16 protein-coding genes are annotated in these 14,889 nt (G+C 69.4%); 3 read left to right on the top strand and 13 right to left on the bottom strand.

What is annotated here, in order from left to right; all coding sequences use genetic code 11:
• Positions 1-1,057: alpha/beta hydrolase-fold protein (locus tag Q0C41_RS23905; protein ID WP_291988128.1), on the top strand; the 1,057-nt coding region annotated here is incomplete at its 5' end.
• Between the two features lie 87 nt (positions 1,058-1,144).
• Here Q0C41_RS23905 and Q0C41_RS23900 read toward each other — a convergent pair.
• From Q0C41_RS23900 to Q0C41_RS23890, 3 genes are read right to left on the bottom strand one after another with little or no spacing between them, the layout of a single operon-like run.
• Positions 1,145-2,962, bottom strand: a complete 1,818-nt coding sequence (locus Q0C41_RS23900) for a UbiD family decarboxylase (protein ID WP_291988127.1) — start codon at positions 2,960-2,962, stop codon at positions 1,145-1,147.
• Between the two features lie 2 nt (positions 2,963-2,964).
• The gene (locus tag Q0C41_RS23895) at positions 2,965-3,603 is read right to left on the bottom strand and encodes an RNA polymerase sigma factor (RefSeq protein ID WP_291988126.1); all 639 of its coding nucleotides are present in this window, start codon (positions 3,601-3,603) and stop codon (positions 2,965-2,967) included.
• Positions 3,596-4,120, bottom strand: coding sequence for a GNAT family N-acetyltransferase (locus Q0C41_RS23890; protein ID WP_291988125.1), 525 nt, complete (start codon positions 4,118-4,120; stop codon positions 3,596-3,598). The genes Q0C41_RS23895 and Q0C41_RS23890 overlap by 8 nt, the downstream gene beginning before the upstream one ends.
• Before the next feature lie 226 nt (positions 4,121-4,346).
• Between Q0C41_RS23890 and apaG the strand changes: the two genes are divergently transcribed.
• Entirely contained in the window at positions 4,347-4,736 is a 390-nt protein-coding gene (gene apaG, locus Q0C41_RS23885) for a Co2+/Mg2+ efflux protein ApaG (RefSeq protein ID WP_291988124.1), read from the top strand.
• Positions 4,737-4,782: 46 nt separating this feature from the next.
• On the opposite strand, the gene Q0C41_RS23880 is transcribed toward apaG, so the two are convergent.
• The gene (locus tag Q0C41_RS23880; protein WP_291988123.1) at positions 4,783-5,184 is read right to left on the bottom strand and encodes a hypothetical protein; all 402 of its coding nucleotides are present in this window, start codon (positions 5,182-5,184) and stop codon (positions 4,783-4,785) included.
• Positions 5,184-5,738: a DUF4920 domain-containing protein gene (locus Q0C41_RS23875; RefSeq protein WP_291988122.1), complete on the bottom strand. Its 555-nt coding sequence runs from the start codon at positions 5,736-5,738 to the stop codon at positions 5,184-5,186. Before Q0C41_RS23875 ends, Q0C41_RS23880 begins: the two co-directional genes overlap by 1 nt.
• Before the next feature lie 239 nt (positions 5,739-5,977).
• Between Q0C41_RS23875 and Q0C41_RS23870 the strand changes: the two genes are divergently transcribed.
• Positions 5,978-6,511, top strand: a complete 534-nt coding sequence (locus Q0C41_RS23870; protein ID WP_291988121.1) for a hypothetical protein — start codon at positions 5,978-5,980, stop codon at positions 6,509-6,511.
• Positions 6,512-6,707: 196 nt separating this feature from the next.
• Here Q0C41_RS23870 and Q0C41_RS23865 read toward each other — a convergent pair whose 3' ends face one another.
• From Q0C41_RS23865 to Q0C41_RS23830, 8 genes are all read right to left on the bottom strand, one after another.
• On the bottom strand, positions 6,708-7,205 hold the full coding sequence (locus Q0C41_RS23865) for a chemotaxis protein CheX (protein WP_291988120.1): 498 nt from the start codon (positions 7,203-7,205) through the stop codon (positions 6,708-6,710).
• A 21-nt stretch (positions 7,206-7,226) separates the two neighbouring features.
• A complete protein-coding gene (locus tag Q0C41_RS23860; protein ID WP_291988119.1) occupies positions 7,227-8,072 on the bottom strand; it encodes a protein-glutamate O-methyltransferase CheR in 846 nt (281 codons plus the stop codon).
• 2 nt (positions 8,073-8,074) lie between these two features.
• Positions 8,075-9,211: a chemotaxis response regulator protein-glutamate methylesterase gene (locus Q0C41_RS23855; RefSeq protein ID WP_291988117.1), complete on the bottom strand. Its 1,137-nt coding sequence runs from the start codon at positions 9,209-9,211 to the stop codon at positions 8,075-8,077.
• A gap of 16 nt (positions 9,212-9,227) precedes the next feature.
• Positions 9,228-9,596, bottom strand: coding sequence for a response regulator (locus tag Q0C41_RS23850; RefSeq protein WP_291988114.1), 369 nt, complete (start codon positions 9,594-9,596; stop codon positions 9,228-9,230).
• Entirely contained in the window at positions 9,574-10,551 is a 978-nt protein-coding gene (locus tag Q0C41_RS23845) for a hypothetical protein (RefSeq protein ID WP_291988112.1), read from the bottom strand. Before Q0C41_RS23845 ends, Q0C41_RS23850 begins: the two co-directional genes overlap by 23 nt.
• Before the next feature lie 77 nt (positions 10,552-10,628).
• On the bottom strand, positions 10,629-12,587 hold the full coding sequence (locus tag Q0C41_RS23840) for a methyl-accepting chemotaxis protein (protein WP_291988110.1): 1,959 nt from the start codon (positions 12,585-12,587) through the stop codon (positions 10,629-10,631).
• A gap of 28 nt (positions 12,588-12,615) precedes the next feature.
• Complete coding sequence (locus Q0C41_RS23835) at positions 12,616-13,107, bottom strand: chemotaxis protein CheW (RefSeq protein ID WP_291988108.1); 492 nt, start codon at positions 13,105-13,107, stop codon at positions 12,616-12,618.
• 8 nt (positions 13,108-13,115) lie between these two features.
• Positions 13,116-14,889: chemotaxis protein CheW (locus Q0C41_RS23830; protein WP_291988106.1), on the bottom strand; the 1,774-nt coding region annotated here is incomplete at its 5' end.

Genomic DNA, 14,889 nt, shown 5'->3' with positions numbered 1-14,889 from the left:
GTTCGGCGGCCGCGACATGCTCCTGGCCGGCGGGGGCAGCCCGAAGATCGACGGGCTTCAGGTGGCCTGGGCGCTCGAGCTCGACGCGCCGCTGCCGGCCGACGCGCCGGCACCGAGCGTCGACTCGGACGCCGTCCATTTCACGCGCCGGCTCACCCGGATCGGCACCACGCAGGTCTACGCCACCGTCGCGACCCTGTCGCACGGCGACGCCTTCTCGTGGCACTTCACGCACGGCACGCGGCGACTCGGCGGCAGTCAGCTGGAAGTCTACGAGACGCACGCCGACAGCCTCGAGCACCCGGGCGTGCCTCGTGGGGTCGTGACGGCGCAGGCGCCGTGGGCGAGCACCATCTTTGCGGGGACCACGCGGGACTGGTGGGTCTACGTGCCGGCGCAGTACGTGGCGGGCACACCGGCCGCAGTCATGGTGTTTCAGGACGGCGCCAGCTACCGGACGTGGGTGCCGACGGTCCTGGACAATCTGATCGCCCGGGGCGACATGCCGGTCACCGTGGCCATCTTCGTGCAGCCCGGGCTGTTTGCCGGCGGCCGGTCGAATCGCAGTGCGGAGTACGACACGCTGTCCGACACGTACGCGCGCTTCCTGCTGGAGGAGATCCTGCCGCACGTGGAGACGACCGTCTCGCTGCGCCACGACGCGGCGAGCCGCGCCATCGTCGGTGCCAGCAGCGGCGGCATCTGTGCCTTCACCGTGGCCTGGGAACGCCCGGAGGCGTTCGGCAAGGTCGTGTCCTGGATTGGCAGCTTCACGAACATCGCCAGCGGGCCGTCACTGCGCGCCGGCGGGCACAACTACCAGGCGCTGGTCCGCAAGACCCCGAAGAAGCCCCTGCGCATCTTCCTGCAGGACGGATCGAACGATCTCGACAACGTGCACGGCAACTGGCCGCTGGCCAACCAGACACTGGCCGGGTCCCTCGCCTACGCGGGCTACGACTATCGCTTCGAGTACGGCCGGGGCTTCCACAACCACCGGCACGGCCGCGCCATCTTCCCCGACACGCTGCGCTGGCTCTGGCGGGATTGGCGGTAAGCGGGGTGGGTCGGGGGGGGGGGGGGGGCCGGCCCGCCGCGCCGCCCGACTCCGGGTGACGGCCCGTTCGGAGAACGGGCCCTCCCCTCACCGTGACGCGGGCGGATCCAGGTGGCCGCGGCTGCTGTCCCCCATCTCGATGCGCCGATGCGGGAAGTACTCCTTCCAGCGGCGCGAGACCAGGGCGGCCGTGTCCGGATCGCACTCCACTTCCTTCGGGAACCACGGCTTCATCCGCGCGTCGATGAGGATCGGTGGCGTGTAGGTCACGTGGTGACGGACGACCCGCTGCTCGGCGGCATGGATGTCAGCCGCGGGCTCGAACCGCGTGAACGTGGTCCACAGGAAGTTCATCTCGCTGGCGGTGGCGCGCAGCGGCTCGTCGCTCAGCACGACCAGCGGCCAGGGCTTCAGCGACGGGTGCTGCACGATGCGCGCGGCGGCGCCGGGCTCGTCGGCGTAGGCCGGTCCATCGATGACGAGACATCCCGGACAGAAGACGCGCGCGGTGGTGACGCCTGACGGCAGATCGGCGGCCTGAAAGACCTGGGGCAGGTCGCGGACGGGATCCCCGAGGCCAAGCAGCACGCCCTTGGAGCCCTCGTTGACCGTCGGCCCCGTGTAGTCGAGCGTGTCCATCGACAGGTTGCCGAGCACGTACAGGTCGGTCTCGGGCCGCGTCCTCGCCAGGATGTGGGTCAGCGTGGCGCGGAAATCGCGCAGATCGACGTCGCGATCGGTCAGCAGCAGGAATTTCGTCAGCGACAGCTGCCCTTCGCCGAGGATGCGGAAGGCACTGCTCATGGCCTCGCGCCGGTAGCGTTCCTTGACCACCGCCGCCGAGAGCGAGTGATAGCCGGTCTCGCCGTAGCTCCAGAGCTGGCGCACGGCCGGCATCACCAGCGGAAACAGCGGCGACAGGAGGTCCTGGAGCAGGTCGCCGATGAAGAAGTCCTCCTGGCGGGGCTTCCCCACCACCGTCGCCGGATAGATGGCGTCGTGGCGATGGGCGACCCGGCGGACGTCGAAGACCGGGTAGTCGTGCTGCAGCGAGTAGTAGCCGTAGTGGTCGCCGAACGGCCCTTCGGGATGGCGCACGCGCGGGGCCACCTCGCCCATCAGCGCGAACTCCGCGTCGGCCACCAGCGGATGCGACCCGGCGCCCTCGACCAGTGGCAGCCGACGACCCGCGATGAGCGACGCGAGCAGGAGTTCGGGGACGTTCTCCGGCAAGGGCGCGATCGCCGACAGGATCAGCGCCGGTGGTCCACCGAGGAAGACGGTGACGGGCAACGCGTGGCCGCGCTGTTCGGCCAGCTGGTAGTGGAAGCCGCCGCCCTTGCCGATCTGCCAGTGCAGCCCCGTCTTCGCCGGCCCGTGCACGTGCATCCGGTACATGCCGAGGTTGTGCCCATGGCCGTCCGGGTGCTCGGTGTAGACGAGCGGCAGCGTCACGAACGGCCCGCCGTCCTCCGGCCAGAGCTGCAACGCCGGCAACTGGTCGAGGCGAACCTCCGAGGTCACGACCTCGGTCACCGGCCCCCGGGTCACGCGCCGCAGGCCGACGCGCGCGGCCGCGGTCGCGAGGTCGCGCGCCTGCCAGAGCTTGGCCGGCGTCGGCGGCATGTCCTGCACGAGGCCGACGAGCCCCTTGATGAAGGCGAGCGGCCGGTCGCCGAAGGCCTGGGCGGCTCGCGCGGGCGTACCGAACAGGTTGGTGACCAGCGGGAACGACGCCCCCTTCACACGCGTGAAGAGCAGCGCCGGACCGCCCGCCGCAATGACGCGACGGTGGATCTCGGCGACTTCGAGACGGGCGTCGACCGGGGTGTCGACGACCACCAGGTCGCCGTCGCCCCGAATCCGACGCAGAAAGCTGCGAAGGTCGGGATGTGGAGTGGACACGCTTACCGGGGATCCGCGGGCAAGGACGCCTTGCCCATTTCCTGCGCCAGTTTCACCAGCGCGCGGGCCACGGCCATGCGCGCTGCATCGGGTGAGCTCTTGCCGAGCGCCTGCGCCACCTCGGCGTAGGACAACCCGAGCTCTACCCTTGCGACGATCGCCTGGCGGTCTTCGTCCCGGAGTCGCGACAGCGCGCCCTCGTAGCGCTCCACGGCCTGCGTGCCGATCGCCGACTCGAGCGGCGACGCGGTGTTGTCGGTGTGCTGGTCCGCTTCGAGTTCCTCGGGCGGCGGACGCCGCTGCGCCCGACGCACTTCATCGCGAATGCGGTTGATGACCGCCTGGCGCAGATAGGCGTGCAGGGCGCCGTCGTGGCGCATCTCGAAGCCCTTGAGGCGCCGAAACGCGTGCACGAGCGTCTCCTGCACCAGGTCTTCGGTCTCGAGCAGGTCGCGCGCGTACTGCGGCAACCGGCCACGGGCCCAGCGACGCAGGGGCGGCAGGTACCGGCTGAACAACAGATTGACGGCCTCGGCGTCACCCTGCTGCGCGCGCGTCAGCAGCTCGACCGTGGCGTCGAGCGCCGGGTCGTTGTCGAAGGCGTCGTCGGCGGTGGGAGGGGTACCGGGCGAGTCAGTCATGGCGCAATGCGGGCGTGGCACCGGCGGCGAGGGCCCGGATGCCATCCCGATCTAGTCGGTAGGTCTGCCAGTCGTCAAGCGGAATTGCCCCGAGCTGGCGATAGACACGGATGGCGGGCTCGTTCCACGTGAGCACCGCCCACTCGAGCCGGCCGCAGTCGCGCGCCTCGGCAACGCGTGCCAGTTCGGCGAGCAGGGCGCGGCCGACGCCGCGGCTGCGGGCGTCCGGCACCACGAACAGGTCTTCGAGGTGGATGCCCGGGCGCGCGAGAAAGGTGGAGTAGGTCTGGAAGAACAGCGCGAAGCCGACGTCACGCCCGTCGAGGTCGGCAATCAGCACCTCGCCGGCCGGATGCTCGCCGAACAGCGTCGCCTCGAGCGTGGCCGCAGTGGCCAGCACCTCGTGGCGCAGCCGCTCGTAGTCGGCCAGCTGCTCGATGAAGCCGAGGATCGCCGGCACGTCGGCGCGTGTGGCTCGACGGATGCGAAGCGCGGGAGCGGTCGGGGTCTCAGGCACGGGCGGTCGTGAGTCGAGCGTCACCGGGTCGTACCCGGCACACCGCAGCCGGGGTAGCGGTGGATATTTCGGAAAGCGCGGATCGGTCCTGGCCCGAAGGCAGAGGAAGAACACGGTCCCGCGCGCGGAACGGACCACTTGTGCCTGTTGGCACGTCCCGCACTCCCCCGGCGGCACCATACTACAATCCCCCCATGACACCGGCGTATACGAGGGCCCAGGCCCCATGAGCTCGTCGATGGCCACCACCCGCGGCATTCGCGTCAGCGTGGACGCACGCTTCTCGGCGGAACACTCCGCGCCTGAACGTCAGCACTGGTTCTTCCTCTATACGATTCGCATCGAAAACGTCGGGGACCTGACGGTGCAACTGCAGAGCCGTCACTGGATCATCACCGACGGTGACGGACATGTCGAGGAAGTCCGCGGCCCCGGCGTCGTCGGTGAGCAGCCCGTGCTCATGCCGGGCGAGGCCTTCGAGTACACGTCCGGGTGCCCGCTCACCACCCCGCTCGGGTCGATGATGGGCACCTATCAGATGGCGGCGCCCACCGGCGAGACCTTCGACGTGGAGATCGCCCGGTTCGACCTGCGCGGGCCCTACACGGTGCACTGATCGCGCCGGGCGGGTCGGCGCGGGCGTCGGCGTGCGGCCGTGTCGCTCACGCACCAAGCGGCTGCACGGCGATGGCGTACTCCTCGACGATGCGGCCGCCGATGAGATGTTCCTGGATGATTCGCTCGAGCACGGGCGGGTCGCAGGCGCCATACCAGACGCCTTCCGGATAGACGACCGCCACGGGACCGCCGACACAGATCCGCAGGCAGTTGGCCTTGGTCCTGGCCACGCCCCCCTCGTCGGCAAGTCCGAGCTTCTTGAGACGGGCCTTGAGGTAGTCCCACGCCTCGAGGGTCCGCTCGCGATCGCAGCACTTGGGCTTGGCCGGGTCGCAGCACAGGAAGATGTGCCGGCGCGTCACCGGCACACCGATGGCCTCGGCCTTCCGTTGCTGCGCCCCGAGCACCTCCGGCGGCAGCCCGCTCGCCTCCCGGCGCTTCTTCATCAGTAGAGGACCGCGCCGCTCACCCGCACCCAGTAGATCTTCTCGGTGGGCTCGGCCGGCACCGGTTTGCCGCTGTTCTCGACCGACTTGGCGTGGTCGCCGTGCGCTTCGCGGACCGGCGACGTGGCGATCTCCTCGAAGGTCCCCTGCGCCGACACCTTGCGGCCAGCCGCGTCCTTCGGGAACACGATGACCCCATCGCGGGCCTTGAAGCGGACGCCCCGCCCCAGCGCGGGATCGGCAATCTCGATCCAGCACCCCATCGACTGGCACACCCTGGTGATCACGCCGTCGACGCGGACGGTCTTGCCCGCGTGGGTCTTCGGCGAGTCGAGGAGCGAGGCCATGGGCACCGCGCGGGTCAGCGAGACTCCATCTCCGTAGGTCTTGCCGGTATCGTCGGCCGACGCGGTGACCGTCCCGACGGTACACAGCGAGAGGGCGAGGGCAAAGGAAAGCAGGCGCATGGCAGACATGATGCCCCGATTGTCGCCGGCGCGCATCAGGGCGTCGTGCGCCGCGACGGCCGCCAGCGCGGACGCCACTGTCGGCACCCCGACACCACGCGCAGACCGGACGCGCTCGACCCGCGTCAGGCGACAGGAGGCCCCTGGGGCCACTGCGGCCGAAATGCGGCGAGAAACGCGCGGAAGCCGGCCTCTACGACAGCAATCGGCGCCTGCCCGAGTTCCGTGAATGACGGTCCCGTCGGGCGACGGCCCGTCTGGCACCGCGCTTGCTCAAGAAGGAGCCGAACACGGGAGCCGGCGCTCCCGGGAGGCACGAGGACACCATGAGCACAGTACAGGCCACGTCGGCCACGGCAGTCCAGGACCTGGCGAAGAACCTGATCAAGACGTTCGACGCCAACAGCGACGGGCAGCTCGGCCAGGACGAGTTCGGCTCGTTCCTGTCGCAGCTGATGAGCGGCATCCAGACCGCCAGCGGCACCCTCTCGGCGTCCAGTCAGACGGCGACCCCGGGGCTGCAGACGCTCTCCAAGGGCCCGCTGCGGCGCGACCTCTTCGAAGGCTTCAACTTCGACCGCGAGCAACTCGTCGAGAAGTCCGCCAAGGATGCCTTTGCGAGTCTGGCGAGCGGCGCCGGCGCGGTGCCGGCCACCAAGGCCGAGGCCGAGAGCTGGTTCAACCAGAACATCAAGTCCGGCATGGAATCCCTCGGCCACAAGGTCGACTGGGTCCAGGGCGACAAGTTCCAGTTCAGCAACTGGCAGGGCTCGTGGGTCGTGGACTTCGTCCGCGGCGCCGATGGTCCCAACCCGTCGTTCAGCTGGCAGGCCGATCCCGCGGGGGCCAGCCTCACGTAACCGGCTCGCCGATCCCCGTCTCTCCTCTTCTCCCCAACGCCGTCGGTGCCTCGTCGCCGACGGCGTCTTTTTCGTGGCGTGCCCGGCCCGACCCCACCCCGTCCGCGCCGGGCCGTCTGGACGCGACGTCCCCACGACGACAACGGGGCGCCGCGGTCTCCCGCGCCACCCCGTCACCGCACGTGTCCGTGTCTGCTTACTGGACGCTCGGGACTCGCCGTTCGAGCGGTGCCCCGACGACGCGATCGCGGCGGGTCAGGAGGCTGACGACGAAGGGCTCCCCGTCGATGTCGAAGGTGACGCGCGTGATCGCCTGGCTGCCCGGCACGCGAATCGAGTAGTCGCGCCCCTCCACCACGGCCGGCAGCGACAGGGCGCAGTGCCCCTCGAGCAACGCCTTGACGTTGCCGCCGGTCATGTTGGTCAGCTCGCCCACCGCGTCCTGCATGTCCTCGAGGGTGGCACTGCCCTCCTCGATCTCGAACATCACCGACGCCGCGCGTCGCGCCACGTGCTCGGGGACCTGCAGGACCAGGGCACCGGCCCAGGCCCCGGTGATGTTGATGACGCCGTCCAGCGTCCGCCCGCCCGGCACCGGCGGCACCGGCTCGTCGTGCGGAATGGCCTCCAGATTCAGCGTCGCGCCCCAGATGTACTGCGTGAGGGAGATGATTTCCTGCTCGAGATACTGCATGGGGATCTCCGTCCTCTGGGACTAGGCCAGGGCACGCAGCGCCGGCTGCGGCTCGGACCCGATGCGATAGCAACCGGTCTTGCTGAAGGGCAGGCGCTCGAACCGGTCATCCAGGCTCCGCGTCGTTTCGGCCGCGCCGAGGAACAGGTACCCGTCCTGGCGCATCACCCCACGGATCCGCGTGAGGATGGCACTCTTGTCCGCCGTGTCGAAGTAGATCAGCACGTTGCGGAGGAAGACGATGTCCGGCGCCGTCATCGACGGCAGCGGCTTCATGAGGTTGAGGAACTCGAAGCGCACCATCGAGCGGATCTTGTCGTTGATCTGCCACTCGAGGCCCTTCTTCTCGAAGTACTTCACGAGGTGCGTCGCCGGCAGGCCACGATTGACCTCGAGTTGCGAGTACAGGCCGCCGCGGGCCCGCGCCAGGACATCGGTCGAGATGTCGGTGGCCAGGATGTCGACCTTCCACGACGCCAGTTCCGGGATGTCGAGCAGCGTCATGGCGATCGAGTAGGGCTCCTGCCCCGTCGACGAGGCGCCACACCAGATCTGCAGACGGCGGCTGGTCCGGCGCGCCTCGATCAGCTTGGGCAGGATCTCCTTGCGCAGCACCTCGAACGGCTCGACGTCGCGGAAGAAGATCGTCTCGTTGGTCGTCATCGCCTCGACGACCTTGGTATGCAGGGGGCCCTTCAGGCGCCCGAGCCGCGCGATGAGATCGGACGTGGACGCGATGCCCTCGCGACGCGCGAGAGGGCTCAGGCGCGCCTCGACCAGGTATTCCTTCCCCTGCTCGAGCACGATCCCGGCTTCGCCGCGAATCAGCGTGCGCACGATGTCGAATTCTGCCTGGGTGATGGCCATGCTCACACCGCTTCCGTGCGACTCATGTCGCGGGAGGCCACCGGGTGGGGGGCGGCCCCCGCGGTCGGGATACCTGAGACGCGCCGCGTGATCTCTGCGGCCATTTCGGCGAGGGGCACCACCCTGTCGGCGAGCCCGGCCCGGACGACGAAGCCGGGCATGCCCCACACGACACTGCTGGCTTCGTCCTGCGCCAGCACCTGGCCGCCGACGTCGCGAATGCCCTCACAGCCCCGCAGTCCGTCCTGTCCCATGCCGGTCAGAATCACGCCGAGCGTCCGCACGCCGTAGACATGCACCACGGAACGGAACAGCGGATCCACGGCCGGACGACACGAGTTCTCCGGGGGGCCCTGATTCAGCGCCACGCGCACATCCGTGCCGTGGCGTTCGAGCACCATGTGGAAGTCGCCCGGCGCGATGGTGATCGTCCCGGGCGTGATCGCCATGCCGGCGGCTGCCTCGCGCACGTGCAACGGCGACTGGGCGTTGAGGCGCTCCGAGAGCAGCCGCGTGAACATCGGCGGCATGTGCTGCACGATGACGACCGGCACCTTCAGATCGGCAGGCAACGCCGGAATGAGGGCCGCGAGAGCGTTGGGACCACCGGTCGACACCCCGATCGTGACGATCGCCGGGCGCGCGTCGGGTCCCGTCGGCCGTGGCGCAGGCCTGGGCGGCGCCACCGGCGTCTGGGCCACCGGGCGCGGCGCGGCTGCCGGGATGACGATGCGTCCGGCGAGGCTCTTGATGCGCGGAATGAGTTCCTCGCGCACCCGCTGCTGGGCCAGGGCGACGCTGCCGACATTGGCCGGCTTGGTCACGTAGTCGGACGCGCCGGCAGCCAGGGCGTCCAGCGTGGCCGTGCCCCCGCGCTCGCTCAGCGTGCTGAACATGATGACCGGCAGCTTGGGGTAGATCGGCCGCAGGGCACGCACCGTCTCGATGCCGTTCAACTCCGGCATCTCGACATCCATCGTCACGACATCGGGATTGACCTGCGGGATCTTCTGCAGGGCGATGCGACCGTTCGGGGCCGTGCCGACGACTTCGATCTCCGGGTCGTCGGCCAGCGCGTCGGTCACCAGTCGTCTCACGACGACGGCATCGTCCACGATGAGCACACGGATGCGGGTCATGGCGATGAGCGTCCAGCTACTCGGTCAGTCCAAGGATGCGGAGCTTGTCCGCGATGACGTCGCGGGTGAACGGCTTCATGACGTATTCGTTGGCCCCGGCGCCGAGCGCCCGCGCCATCTGGGACATCTCCGTCTCGGTCGTGACCATCATCATGCGGAGGCTGGTGAAACGGGCATCCTGGCGCACGGCCTCCACCAGTTCGAGTCCGTTCATCTCCGGCATGTTCCAGTCGACCAGGGCGAGATCGGTGTCCTCGTGCGACTGCAGGTGGGTCAGCGCCTCGCGGCCGTGCCCGGCCTGCGACACCTCGAACCCGAGTTCCTGCAGCATCCGGGACAGCATGAGCCGCATGGCCCGGGAATCATCGACGACGAGTGCTTTCATGGAAGTCATCCCTGCACGGTGGCGGGACACGAGGCAGACGCGCCGGGTGCCCTGGAAGACCCTGACGCGGAGGCGCGCCGGGCGACGACATGTCGATGGAGCAGCTGGCGGCCCGTGCGGCGAAGACGGCCGTCGAGGCGCGCCTGTGGTAGCCCGTCTGCGTCGAGAGGTGGGCCGCCATGGCCTGACGCCGCGCCTGCTCACGCGCGCAGAACCCGGTGATGGTCGGCACGAGGGCACGATCACGATGCCAGACCGGCCATCCGTGTGCGGCCGCCTCCACGATGCGGCGAGCCGCCGGCACCGCGGCCTCGCGCGCTGCCAGGGCAGCGTCGCGTCGGGCGCGGATGTCGTCGATGGTGTACAGCAGCGCCGGCACGTCTGCCGCCACGTTGCGCGGGACGCCGAGGTCGCAGACCAGCGGGCGTGACGCCTCCGCCGGGCAGGCGACGGTCGCGACGGGACGGGCGGAGGAGAACATGGCGGCGGTGAGGACCGGTGCCGTCGAGGCCGTGGCACCGGTCACGATATCGGCATCGGTCTGCCACTGCTCCAACGCGGGCAGCGTCGCCGCTCGTCCGCCGATGTGGGCGGCGAGCGCGTCGGCGCGGCCGGCCTCGCGGCTGACGATGGTCACGTCCAGGCCGCCGTGCTTGCCGAGGTGTCGGGCCACGTCGGTGGCCACGGCGTAGGCCTGCTTCACCTGCCCCGCCACAGGCACGTCACCGAGCAGGGCCGACGACAGTCCGGCCGCGACCTCGAAGAGATGGACGGCCGCCGCGTGGCCTTCGTGCCGCATGAGCAGGCAGGCCGGATCGGTGACGCGGGCATGCGCCCGGTCCCGCCGCAGCAGCTGCAGCCACTGCGTCGCCGCCTCGCCATCGTCGAACGACAGGGCAGCCCGGAGATCCAGGGACGCCTGGCGGACGTCGACGCCGAGAAGAACCAGAGGCATGGGCGGAACGTGCGGTGGGCGGTGGACGACACGCGGCGGGCGCGACGGTCGACTGGCCGCTGCGCCACGCCCGCGCGCTAGTAGCGGAAGCGCGAGATGAGCTGCTGCAGTTCGCTGGCCATCCGGGCGAGCCCGGCGGCGGCGTTCTGCGAGTCGCTGGCGCCGTCGCTCGTGCTGCGGGCCGCCTGGGCGACGCCGGTGATGTTCTCGGCAATCTCCGAGCTGCCGCGCGCCGCCTCGCTGACGTTGCGGGCGATCTCGTTGGTCGTGGCCGTCTGTTCCTCGACGGCGCTGGCGATGGTGTTCGAGATGTCGTTGATCTGGTTGATGATCACCGTGATCTCGGCGATGGCCCGCGTCGCCCCGCGGGTATCGCTCTGGATGGCCTCGATCTTCTGGCTGATGTCCTCGGTCGCCTTGGCGGTCTCCTTGGCCAGCTCCTTGACCTCGTTGGCCACCACCGCGAAGCCCTTGCCGGCCTCCCCGGCACGCGCCGCCTCGATCGTGGCGTTGAGCGCCAGCAGGTTGGTCTGCTGCGCAATCGACGTGATCACCTTGATGACCTTGCCGATCTCGGCGCTGCTCTCACCGAGCTTGGCCACCGTGGTGTTGGTGGTCTCGGCCACCCGCACCGCCTGCGTCGCGACCTTGGCCGCGTCGTTGGCGTTCTTGGCAATCTCGCGGATGCTCGCGCCCATCTCCTCGGTGCCCGTGGCCACCGTCTGGACGTTCTTGCTGACTTCCTCGGAGGCCGCCGACACGACGTTGGCCTGGGCCGAGGTCTCCTCGGCGTTGGCCCCCATCTGGCTCGCCACTGCCGTCAGTTCCTCGGAGGAGCTGGCCAGCGTCTGGGCGTTGTGGGCGATGGCGCAGACGCTGACGCGCAGGTCGGACAGGAACTTCTGCAGGCCCTCGCCCATCTGGCCGACCGCATCGGCGCCGCTCACCGCCACCTGACGCGTCAGGTCACCTGCCGCGGCCGCGTTGACGACCTCCAGCATCGCATCGACCTTCTCCTTGAGATCGCGTGCCGCGTTGCGTTCGCGCTCCTCGGCCTTGCGATTCTCCTCTTCCATCTTGATGCGGTCGGTGATCACGGCCCAGCTGACCATCGTGCCGACGTACTCGCCGGCCTTGTCGCGCACGGCGCTGACCTGCAGCTCGAGGATCTCGTCGCCGAGGTGGATGCTGGCCTTGTGCGGCAGGTTGCCGGCATCGGCCAGCATGCGGCGCTGATGCTCCGGCCGCTGGTGGAAGATGTCGATGTTCTGCCCGATCATCGCGTCGGCCTTCACCGGCAGATGCGCCTCGAGCGTCCGCAGCGTCGTCAGCGACGACGGGTTCATGTACTGGATGCGCAGGTCGCGATCCGCGAACATGATGTTGACCGGCGCGTTGTCGAGCATCGAGGTCGTCCGTGCGAGGTCGTCCTGCACGTGCGCCAGCTCGTCGCGATAGCGCGCCAGCTCGCCGTTCTCGGCCGCCTGCGCCGCCGAGAGGTTTTCTTGCGCCACGGCTGCCATTGCGGCCGCGCCCGTGAACCGCCCATTCGCCATCGGCGACGCCTTCTTGCGGGCGGCCCTGCCGGCCAGCGCGCGGCGCGTCCCCGCGCCAGTGGTGGTGTCCGTTCCGGCAGCGGTATCCATCGACGCCGTGTTCACCACCTGCGACTGCAGCGGGGCCACTGCTCCGATGACCTCGTCGATGAGACCCTCGGGCACGCCAACCTCGGCCAGTGCCGCCGTCAGGTGAGCCGCGACGCGCCCGGAGTCTTCCGCCGTGATGGCGAGGTGGGCGTGCGCGGTCTCCATGTCGCGACCGCGGTAGACCTGCGGGCCGCCGAGCGCCTGGATGAAGAAGGCGTTCTGCCGTCCCTTCAGCCAGCGCATGTTGACGCCGACGAAGTGCGGCGCCAGTGCCTCGTCGGCCAGTACCCGCACGTAGAAGGCGTCGACGGTGGCCTTGATCGCCGGCACGCCGCCGAGGCGTTCGAACAGGGTGACGTGTGGCACGGAGGCCAGTGTGGCGGTGGACATGGATGTTCCCCTGCAGTCGAGGCGCCGACTAGTGGGCGCGGTCGCCGACGTCGCTGCCGTCGACGATGGCCGCGCGCTCTTCGTCGAGCAGCAGCAGCAGCCGATCCTTCAGCTTGTAGACGCCGCGCACGAGGTCCCGCATCGGTCCGGCGAGGGTGTCCGGCGCCAGCTCGAACTGGGCCTCGGCTACCTCGACGACGTCGCCGATGTCGTCGACCAGCAGGCTGACGACGCCGTCGCCCGTCCTCACCACGACGTTCATGGGCAGCTCGCCGTCGACGCGATCGCCGAGACCGAGGCGACGCCGCAAGTCGATGGCGGTGACGATCTGGCCGCGAAGGGCGATGAGCCCCTCGACGACCGGCGACGCCAGGGGAACCCGCGTCAGCTCCTGGTAGCGGATCACTTCCTGGACCTTGAGGACCTCGACGCCGAAATGGAGTTGGTCGAGGACGAACGTCGCGAGCTGACGTGGCGGGGTCTGCGGGTCGGTGGCATGCACGACATCACTGGGTGTCATGACGGGCCTCAGGCGACCGCCGCGGCTTCGAAGAGCCCGGCGTCGGCAAGCACGGCATCGGCATCGAGCAGGTCGGTGACCTGCTGCTGCAGGACGGTCGAGCCGATGATGCCGCGGCGACGGTGCCGGGTATCGACGACGACGACCTGCTGCACGATGTCGACGATGCGCTCGACGATCAGCCCGACGTGCTGGCCGTTGAACGAGAAGACGATGACCTGCAGCGGATCGACCGTCGACTCGGTCCGGTGGAAGTACCTGGCCAGCGAGACGAGCGGCAGGATCTCGTCGCGGTACTGCACCACGACGCGGTCGCCGGACCGCTCGAGCAGGCTGCGCGGGAATTCCTCGAGGCGGGCCACGAGCGACAGCGGCAGCGCCATGCGGTCGCGTTCGGAGGCCTGGAACACCAGCAGCGTGCGGGTGTCTTCGGCGGCCGCGGCAGCGCCCTCGCTGGGCGAGGTACTGGTGGTGCCCGAGCGCGTTTCGGAGACCACCTGGGCCATCTGGCCGAGGCCGAGCACGTCGAGAATCAGTGCCACCTTGCCGTCCCCCATGATGGTGGCGCCGGCGAACGAGGTCAGGCCCTTGAGCTGCTTGCCGAGCGGCTTGACGACGATCTCCTCGGTGTCGTGCACCGTCTCGACGACGAGCCCGAACTGGCGCTGGTCGGCCTTCAGCACGACGATGTTGACCGCGTCGTCACTGGTCAGGACCGGCTTGAGCTTGAGCGCCGAGTGCAGATGCACCAGCGGCAACAGGTTGCCGCGCAGGCGGTAGAACAGCGCCTTGCCGATGCGCTCGATGCCGGCCGCGACGTGGGCACCCTCGAGGCGCACCAGTTCGAGCAGGCTGACCTGGGGGATGGCGAAGCGCTCGCCCCCCGAGGACACCATCAGCGCGGGGATGATGGCCAGGGTCAGCGGAATCTTGATCCGCAGCGTGGTGCCGCGACCAGCCACGCTCTGGATGTCGACGGTGCCACCGATCTTCTCGATGTTCGTTTTGACGACGTCCATCCCGACACCGCGGCCCGACACGTTGGTGATCTTCTCGGCGGTCGAGAACCCGGGCAGGAAGATCAGCTTGATGACGTCGTGGTCCGACAGGCGCTGGGACTGGTCGGTGGTGATGAGGCCGCGAGACAGGGCGCGCTGGCGCACCTTCTCGGCGGCGATGCCGGCGCCATCGTCGCTGATCTCGATGTTGATCTGGCCGCCCTCGTGGAAGGCACACAGACGGATGGTGCCCTCGGGGCGCTTGCCGCTGGCGACGCGGGCGGCCGGGCCCTCGATGCCGTGATCGACCGAGTTGCGGATGATGTGCGTGAGCGGGTCCTTGATCGCCTCGATGATCGTGCGGTCGAGGTCGGTCTCCTTGCCCTCCATCTCGATGCGGACCTGCTTGCCGCACATCGAGGCGAGGTCGCGGACCACGCGGGGGAACTTGCTCCAGACGTTGCCGATCGGCTGCATGCGGGTCTTCATGACCCCTTCCTGCAGTTCGGACGTCACGACGTTCAGCCGCTGGGTCGCGTTGACGAACGATGCGTCGTTGTTCTGCGTGGTGAACTGGAGAATCTGGTTGCGCGCGAGCACGAGTTCGCCGACCAGATTCATCAGCTTGTCCACCAACCCGACGTCGACGCGCAGCGAACTGTCGGAGACGCCCTGCTTGCGATCGTCGCCGCTGGCGTGGTCGTCGGCCGGGGCGTGGTCGTGGTCCTCGGCCGCCGGGGCCTCGACGGCAGCCACGGCCTCGTCGGCCGCCGGCGCAGGCATG

Origin of the sequence: Luteitalea sp., assembly GCF_022842525.1 — a bacterium.
GTDB lineage: Bacteria > Acidobacteriota > Vicinamibacteria > Vicinamibacterales > Vicinamibacteraceae > Luteitalea.
Note: the sequence above shows the minus strand (reverse complement) of the source record. Positions and strands in the feature narration are given on the sequence as shown.

Coding starts and splice junctions, on each gene's coding strand:
- Q0C41_RS23880 (WP_291988123.1), bottom strand. CDS start 5,184: ATGAAGAAGCGCCGGGAGGCGAGCGGGCTGCCGCCGGAGGTGCTCGGG.
- Q0C41_RS23840 (WP_291988110.1), bottom strand. CDS start 12,587: ATGTCCACCGCCACACTGGCCTCCGTGCCACACGTCACCCTGTTCGAA.
- Q0C41_RS23850 (WP_291988114.1), bottom strand. CDS start 9,596: ATGAAAGCACTCGTCGTCGATGATTCCCGGGCCATGCGGCTCATGCTG.
- apaG (WP_291988124.1), top strand. CDS start 4,347: ATGAGCTCGTCGATGGCCACCACCCGCGGCATTCGCGTCAGCGTGGAC.
- Q0C41_RS23895 (WP_291988126.1), bottom strand. CDS start 3,603: ATGACTGACTCGCCCGGTACCCCTCCCACCGCCGACGACGCCTTCGAC.
- Q0C41_RS23855 (WP_291988117.1), bottom strand. CDS start 9,211: ATGACCCGCATCCGTGTGCTCATCGTGGACGATGCCGTCGTCGTGAGA.
- Q0C41_RS23835 (WP_291988108.1), bottom strand. CDS start 13,107: ATGACACCCAGTGATGTCGTGCATGCCACCGACCCGCAGACCCCGCCA.
- Q0C41_RS23845 (WP_291988112.1), bottom strand. CDS start 10,551: ATGCCTCTGGTTCTTCTCGGCGTCGACGTCCGCCAGGCGTCCCTGGAT.
- Q0C41_RS23865 (WP_291988120.1), bottom strand. CDS start 7,205: ATGCAGTATCTCGAGCAGGAAATCATCTCCCTCACGCAGTACATCTGG.
- Q0C41_RS23870 (WP_291988121.1), top strand. CDS start 5,978: ATGAGCACAGTACAGGCCACGTCGGCCACGGCAGTCCAGGACCTGGCG.
- Q0C41_RS23860 (WP_291988119.1), bottom strand. CDS start 8,072: ATGGCCATCACCCAGGCAGAATTCGACATCGTGCGCACGCTGATTCGC.